8 protein-coding genes are annotated in these 6429 nt (G+C 40.8%); 4 read left to right on the top strand and 4 right to left on the bottom strand.

Annotated elements, in window-relative coordinates:
* The first annotated feature begins 284 nt into the window (after positions 1-284).
* Positions 285-1199 carry an ROK family protein gene (locus tag H6G59_RS24585; RefSeq protein WP_190719851.1) on the top strand — a complete coding sequence of 305 codons (915 nt, stop codon included), beginning with the start codon at positions 285-287 and terminating at the stop codon, positions 1197-1199.
* A gap of 203 nt (positions 1200-1402) precedes the next feature.
* Here H6G59_RS24585 and H6G59_RS24590 read toward each other — a convergent pair whose 3' ends face one another.
* Positions 1403-2770, bottom strand: a complete 1368-nt coding sequence (locus H6G59_RS24590; protein WP_190719854.1) for a DUF3370 domain-containing protein — start codon at positions 2768-2770, stop codon at positions 1403-1405.
* A gap of 39 nt (positions 2771-2809) precedes the next feature.
* Positions 2810-3373 (bottom strand): pyroglutamyl-peptidase I family protein, encoded by a 564-nt coding sequence (locus H6G59_RS24595; RefSeq protein ID WP_190719858.1) that lies wholly within the window; start codon positions 3371-3373, stop codon positions 2810-2812.
* A gap of 69 nt (positions 3374-3442) precedes the next feature.
* On the opposite strand from H6G59_RS24595, the gene hisH reads away from it, so the two are divergent.
* Together hisH and rsmD are read left to right on the top strand one after the other, a co-directional pair.
* Complete coding sequence (hisH, locus tag H6G59_RS24600) at positions 3443-4078, top strand: imidazole glycerol phosphate synthase subunit HisH (RefSeq protein ID WP_190719860.1); 636 nt, start codon at positions 3443-3445, stop codon at positions 4076-4078.
* A gap of 63 nt (positions 4079-4141) precedes the next feature.
* A complete protein-coding gene (gene rsmD / locus H6G59_RS24605; protein ID WP_190719863.1) occupies positions 4142-4702 on the top strand; it encodes a 16S rRNA (guanine(966)-N(2))-methyltransferase RsmD in 561 nt (186 codons plus the stop codon).
* Between the two features lie 82 nt (positions 4703-4784).
* Here rsmD and petG read toward each other — a convergent pair whose 3' ends face one another.
* Positions 4785-4898 (bottom strand): cytochrome b6-f complex subunit V, encoded by a 114-nt coding sequence (petG, locus tag H6G59_RS24610; RefSeq protein WP_083389681.1) that lies wholly within the window; start codon positions 4896-4898, stop codon positions 4785-4787.
* A 209-nt stretch (positions 4899-5107) separates the two neighbouring features.
* Here petG and H6G59_RS24615 point away from each other — a divergent pair, with 209 nt between their 5' ends.
* The gene (locus H6G59_RS24615; protein ID WP_190719866.1) at positions 5108-5482 is read left to right on the top strand and encodes a c-type cytochrome; all 375 of its coding nucleotides are present in this window, start codon (positions 5108-5110) and stop codon (positions 5480-5482) included.
* A gap of 219 nt (positions 5483-5701) precedes the next feature.
* On the opposite strand, the gene H6G59_RS24620 is transcribed toward H6G59_RS24615, so the two are convergent.
* Positions 5702-6172 carry a tetratricopeptide repeat protein gene (locus H6G59_RS24620; protein ID WP_190719869.1) on the bottom strand — a complete coding sequence of 157 codons (471 nt, stop codon included), beginning with the start codon at positions 6170-6172 and terminating at the stop codon, positions 5702-5704.
* Positions 6173-6429 lie beyond the last annotated feature (257 nt).

The following is a 6429-nucleotide window of genomic DNA, read 5'->3' on the forward strand; positions in this document are numbered from 1 at the left end:
CTTGGCGTTAACCAAAGTGGCCTGCACTCTGCGCTGAAAAAACTTATAGCATTTCCTAGTCTAATGAAGTACAAAATTATCTGCGTTTAATTATTACTGTTTGTACCTCATGACAATGGGAATTGCTATAGCCCTCTTCTGTCACTTTGCTGATCAAAAAAACTCTCCGCTTCAGCCCTAGTCATAAGTATATCTCTAGCAACCAGCGAAGCTAACCACCAGACACGATATGATTGGTATGATTTTTTGGTTTTATCTAAAATAAAGATTTGGGAATCAGCCTTGTGCAGCAAGTAATTGGTATTGATTTGGGGGGAACAGCGATTAAGCTGGGGCGTTTTACAGCAGATGGTACTTGTTTACAATCTTTAACGGTAGCAACTCCCCAACCTGCAACACCGACAGCGGTAATGATGCAGATGGTAGATGCGATAGCTACGCTGACCGAAGGTATCGCTCAAATTGACCCAGATAATCAAACTATAGCTATAGGTGTGGGAACTCCTGGCCCTGCTGACGCAACTGGACGCATTGCTAAAGTTGCCATTAACCTCTCTGGATGGCATGATGTTCCCTTAGCAGATTGGTTAGAAGCCAAAACTGGTAAACCAACCATCCTCGCTAATGATGCTAACTGTGCAGGGTTGGGGGAAGCTTGGTTAGGTGCCGGTCGTCACTTTCAAAATCTGATTCTCCTGACTTTAGGGACTGGGGTTGGTGGTGCAATTATTCTCGATGGTAAATTGTTTGTCGGACATCAAGGCGCAGCCGGAGAATTAGGTTTAATCACCTTAAATCCTCATGGGTCAATGTGTAATAGTGGTAATCAAGGTTCTTTAGAACAGTATGCGTCGGTGACAGCTATTCGTCGCCGTACTGGTAAAGAACCAGCAGAATTAGGCGCACTTGCTCAAGCTGGAGATGCTGAAGCTTTGAGTTTTTGGCAAGAATATGGCAGAGACTTGGGAATTGGTTTAACGAGTTTAATTTATGTACTTACACCACAAGCAATTATTATTGGTGGTGGTATCAGTGCTAGTTTTGACTTTTTTTTACCAGCTGTGCAGGCAGAAATTGAAAAGCGGGTTTTACCTACATCGCGTCTAGGTTTACAAATTTTGCCCGCAGAACTTGGTAACTCAGCAGGAATGGCAGGTGCAGCTAAATTAGCAATGACATTGTCTGCGGTTAAAAGCTGATAATTTCACTTATTTTCAGGTTGAGTAGGGTGGGTTAAGACGGTAGTCCGTAACCCACCATAAATAATCTCCTCTTTAAAATTGTCTAAAGCTGATAATTTCACTTAATTTTCAGGTCGAGTAGGGTGGGTTAAGACGGTAGTCCGTAACCCACCATAAATAATCTCCTCTTTAAAATTGTCTGCGGTTAAAAGCTGATAATTTTACTTATTTTCAGCTTGAGTTGAAACAGTTAAAACTTGAGGTGGTGAAGCATCTGGAGGATAGAGAAAGTCTACTTCTACTAAAGAGCGATCGCCTGACTTCATATTTAATGATACTAATGGTTTCCCTTGTTGACCTCTGGTTTGCACTAAATGTACAAATTCAGTTTTTGGTTTACCTTGGTCATCTTGATAACGTACTCGCACTGTTCCTCGAAAGAAGACTTGACGCGCTGCTGTGGTGAAAAAGCGTAGTCCTGATTTATTCAACTGATCTTCTTTGATGGGAGTTTGCACCGACACAGTTACAGTTTGCTGTTTTTGAGTTGTATTGTATAAAGGCAACCTGAGACTATACTGAATTCCATAATTGCCATGAGCGCGATAAGCCGTATCAGGATAGCGGACTAACATAGATGCGCTTTGAATTTGACCAGTACCAAACGTGCCACCATGCAGTGTGCTTAAAGGGTAAGAAAAAGCTTGACCGGGTTGAGGAATTGTCAAATAATTAACTTTAGGATTATCGACTAAGAGCGATCGCCATTGAGAACCACTCGCTACACCTGCTACCCTTCCATAAATTCTTGGTTTACCAGTTTCTTCAAGGGGAGTTGGGACTTTATCTCTGGGTGTAGATAATTCACCGTTATCTAATAAATTTTGCCACTCTGCTAAATTTGGCGCACGTTCACTACCATCAGCACTTGTCTGTGCAAACATAGCTAAACTAGCTGCATAAACAGTTCCATTACTCGACAAGCGCATAAATGTAGATCGACCATTCAGTGGCGGTGTCAATCCTTGCACGGGAATTGGTAGATTTAATAACATCTGACTTTCCCCTGGAGGAATAACAATTTGAGCCGGGAAAATTGCTTGTCTTCTTCCTCTTAGCACATCAGACATCACCCGACTACCAGGGCCTGCAAAAACTGTACCTGCATTATTGGGCAGAAAAGAATCTAACTGAATAAATGGTGCATCTGGTTGACTTAAATAACTTGCTGCTTGCAATATATTGACTTTCACTGGTTTAGCACCAGGGTTATGCAACATTATTCCCTGGTAAAGAGAACGTAAATTTTCCGGTGGTTCTGCTTTGGCAACATGATGAGCAAAGATATCAAACCTTCCCCGAAAAGGAAAATTTAAATGTGCCGTTGGTACTTTTTTCCCATTTCCTGGAAAGGTAGAAAGTAAAATTCCTTCTTTTAAAACCAATTCTGGGCTATTGCTATTAAATACTGGCACATTATCTAACTGCCCTGGTAAAGGACGAACTTCTTGTGGTTGTACCACTTCTTCCGGTGGTGGTGTGGCTGGAGTTGCTTGCGCGAGAGTCAAACCGAGTAATAGTGGCAACATAATACAGAGGAAAATTTTTCTAAAAAGACGCTGACAACCCTACACAAGTGCCAGTTGATTAATGATTAAAACAAAATCAGCAAGAATGCCTATCAAATTTTCTTGATTCAAAATTGGAACATGAACAAAGATGCAAGGAATGGGGAGTTGAGATTGACTCAGGTAGTCCAACACTGAATGATAAAGACCTTCGCACACAAATTTACCACAGTCATAGCTAATCTCAACTGCCTTTGTCCCAGCTACTAATTGTTCAACATCAACAGTAGTTTGCAAAGTTGTTTGCCAAAAACTTTCTGCACAATCTAGAGATGAGATATCCGTAGACTGTACAGACACGATACGAGCAATGACTTCGATACTTAATTGTGTACGACTTGCTGCCATGCCACAACAAATAACGTAATCTGGTTTAAGTTCATTGATTTTGGCAATGACGCGAGAACTAGCAAGCTGAACATCTACAGGTAGTCGGCGCAAAAAAAATAAATCATGAGGGAGACAAGCCATTTTGGCTAATTCGAGTAACAAATCATCAGAAGAATTTGACTGTTGTTCACTCAGCCAAGTGTCAAAAGAAGTTAATAGTATTTTTTTCTGCATAATAAATATTAATTAGAATTAGAATATAAATGAAATGCCCTCCCTAATAAATTTACAAGGAGCAGGTAAATGCCAGTAATTGCAGTCGTAGATTACGATATGGGAAATTTGCACTCAGTCTGCAAAGGTTTAGAAAAAGCTGGGGCAACTCCTAAAGTAACTTATTCTGCCAAGGAATTAGAACAAGCAGATGCAATAGTTCTGCCAGGAGTGGGAGCATTTGATCCCGCAGTGCAACATCTACGATCGCGTAGTTTAGAACAACCGATTAAAGATGCGATCGCATCTGGTAAACCTTTCTTAGGCATTTGTCTAGGACTGCAAATTTTGTTTGAATACAGCGACGAAGGGACTCAACCAGGACTAGGAATTGTGCGCGGAAAAGTGCGGAGATTTCGCTCAGAACCAAGTATTGCTATTCCCCACATGGGTTGGAATCAACTGCAACTTACTCAGCCAAAAAGCATTTTGTGGGAACATTTACCTTCCCAACCTTGGGTTTATTTTGTCCATTCCTACTATGTTGACCCCATTGATCCGCAAATTAAAGCAGCAACAGTCACTCATGGTAATCAAACTGTCACAGCTGCTATTGCTTATGAAAACCTCATGGCAGTCCAATTTCATCCCGAAAAATCCTCTAATATAGGATTGCAAGTTTTATCTAATTTTGTGGCTCAAGTCCGCGAAAAGATTCCTGCTTAATAAAAATTTGCAATTTTATTAGTTGTCTAAAACTCACAACCAATGACCAAAGACTAATAGCTAATGAGTCTGAGAATTTACGGGAATCGACTGCTTAAAACTTTACCAGGGCAAGAAACCAGACCTACCAGTGCGCGAGTACGGGGGGCAGTTTTTAATATTTGGCAAGGGAAAATTGATGGTTGTTGCTGGCTGGATTTGTGCGCCGGTAGCGGTTCAATGGGGGCAGAGGCTTTATGTAGGGGAGCTAGATTGGTCGTAGGAATTGAACAATCTAGTAAAGCCTGTGCAATGATCAAACAAAACTGGCAGTTAGTAGCTAATAACGACCAAAAATTTGAGGTATTGCGAGGAAATGTACTCCAGCAGTTAAAAAACTTATCTGGTAAGCAATTTGACAAAATCTATTTTGATCCGCCCTATGCCAGTGGGTTATATCAGCCAGTTTTAGAAGCGATCTCTCATTATCAAATTTTAGATCCTGATGGAGAAATAGCCGTTGAACATCGTCCTCAAGCTTGGGAACCACCACAAATCCCTAATTGGCAAATCTCCCATCAAAAAGTTTATGGCAATACAGCGCTAACTTTTTACAGAACTATGGAATTAGAAGAGATGGAGTGATGGGGTACTAGGTTGATAGGATTCCAATTCTTTCTAACTCCCCACCACTCACAACTCAGGACTCAATACTCAGCACTCAGCTTTAGCCTCCCAATTCGTTGGGGCGCTTATATTGCCTATAAGCAGCATAAAACAGTCCGCTAAGGGTGACGAAAATCAGACCCAACACAATACCTGAGAGCAGGGGTTCAACCACTGTAAATCTCCTCTTTGCAATTATTCAACATTCGTTTCCTGTTTTTGATTTTACCAAATCCAGCATCAATCCCGCGCCCTATGATGTTTTTGGAATCTAAATACTATATAAAAATCATTATCTGTACTTGCAGACACAATCAAGAACTTTTAAGCTATGTGTAGGAAACGAAAAGTTTTTTGTACACCTAGACTGTAACAGCAACCCTTTTGGATAACCAGCTTACCAAACCTGAATCAAAGTTTCAGTGGATCGTTTTGTCGGCTTTGGCGATACTCATAGTAATCCCTTTGACCATTCTTGGTGTTCAGATGGCTCAAGCCTCCGATCCATATGTCAAGAATGTCCTATCGCTGATAGGAAACCCCCGACAGGGAAAGGCTATCTTTCAAATCAACTGTGCTGGATGTCACGGTTTAGAAGCAGATGGACTAGTAGGTCCAAGCTTACAAGCTGTCCCCAAGCGTAAATCTCGATATGGGTTAATTCACCAAGTGATTAGTGGTGAAACACCTCCTATGCCAAAATTCCAGCCCAGCGCCCAAGAAATGGCAGACCTTTTGAGCTATTTGGAACGTCTTTGAATGTTAGTACAAATTAACAATGATAATCAGAAAAATGCTTTCATACCACTATCAGTCCTGACAGATGGAATGTTGAATTTTTAATTTGGAATTAGAAAACTTTGCTTTTAGACTTTTTTGAAAGCCGAGGAGCGTGGAGTTAACGCACCTGTGCTAATTTTCAGCGCTCCTTTACACCTTAGTTTATATTAATCTGCATTTTGAATTGCAGTAATAGGTTTAACTTAGTTTGAGCGTACATTCAAGAATCAATTTTTGATTCACCAAGGAATAAGGTTGAATTTTTAATGCTTGTTGAAAAGCTTCGATAGCTTCACTATACTTTCCCAGTGCTGCATAACACAACCCCATACCGTGAAGTGCGCCAAAATGCACTGGATTTAACTCGACAACCATCTGGCAGTCATCTAGCGATTTTTTATAATTGCCTATACTATAGTAGAGAAAAGCTCTTCGATTCCAAGCTTCAGCGAAATCTGCTTGTATGCTTATCAATTCAGTTAGTATTTTTTCAGCGGATATCATCTCCCCTGCATCAATCAACTTTTGACTGTGGTCAATTTTTTCCAGTCCATATATACCTTTTTGCTGAAACCAAAGCCGCCAAATTTTTCGAGTCGCTTGCTCACGGACTATAGAATCAGGATTTTTCAAGTCGTCAAGTAGGGAATTGATAGATAAAGAATCCATGAATTTCAGATAGGTAGGTTTATCTTAGGAACAACTTTTGCACAAGATTATCTCCTAAGATGGACGTAAAGTCATCCTTGAATTCTCTTAAGTTAATTAAGAATTTTTCGTGCTATGTTTTGCTGGGAATAAAAGTGAGAATGTTAAAAAACAAAACCCCCCCGGTGTGAAGGGGGAGGGGGGTTTGTGGTAAGAATAGACCTGGCATCGAGCTATTTTGGCGTGGGGCAACCCCCAGACTATCGTTGCCGCAACAG

Origin of the sequence: Anabaena lutea FACHB-196, from assembly GCF_014698305.1 — a bacterium.
GTDB classification, from domain to species: Bacteria; Cyanobacteriota; Cyanobacteriia; order Cyanobacteriales; family Nostocaceae; genus Anabaena; species Anabaena lutea.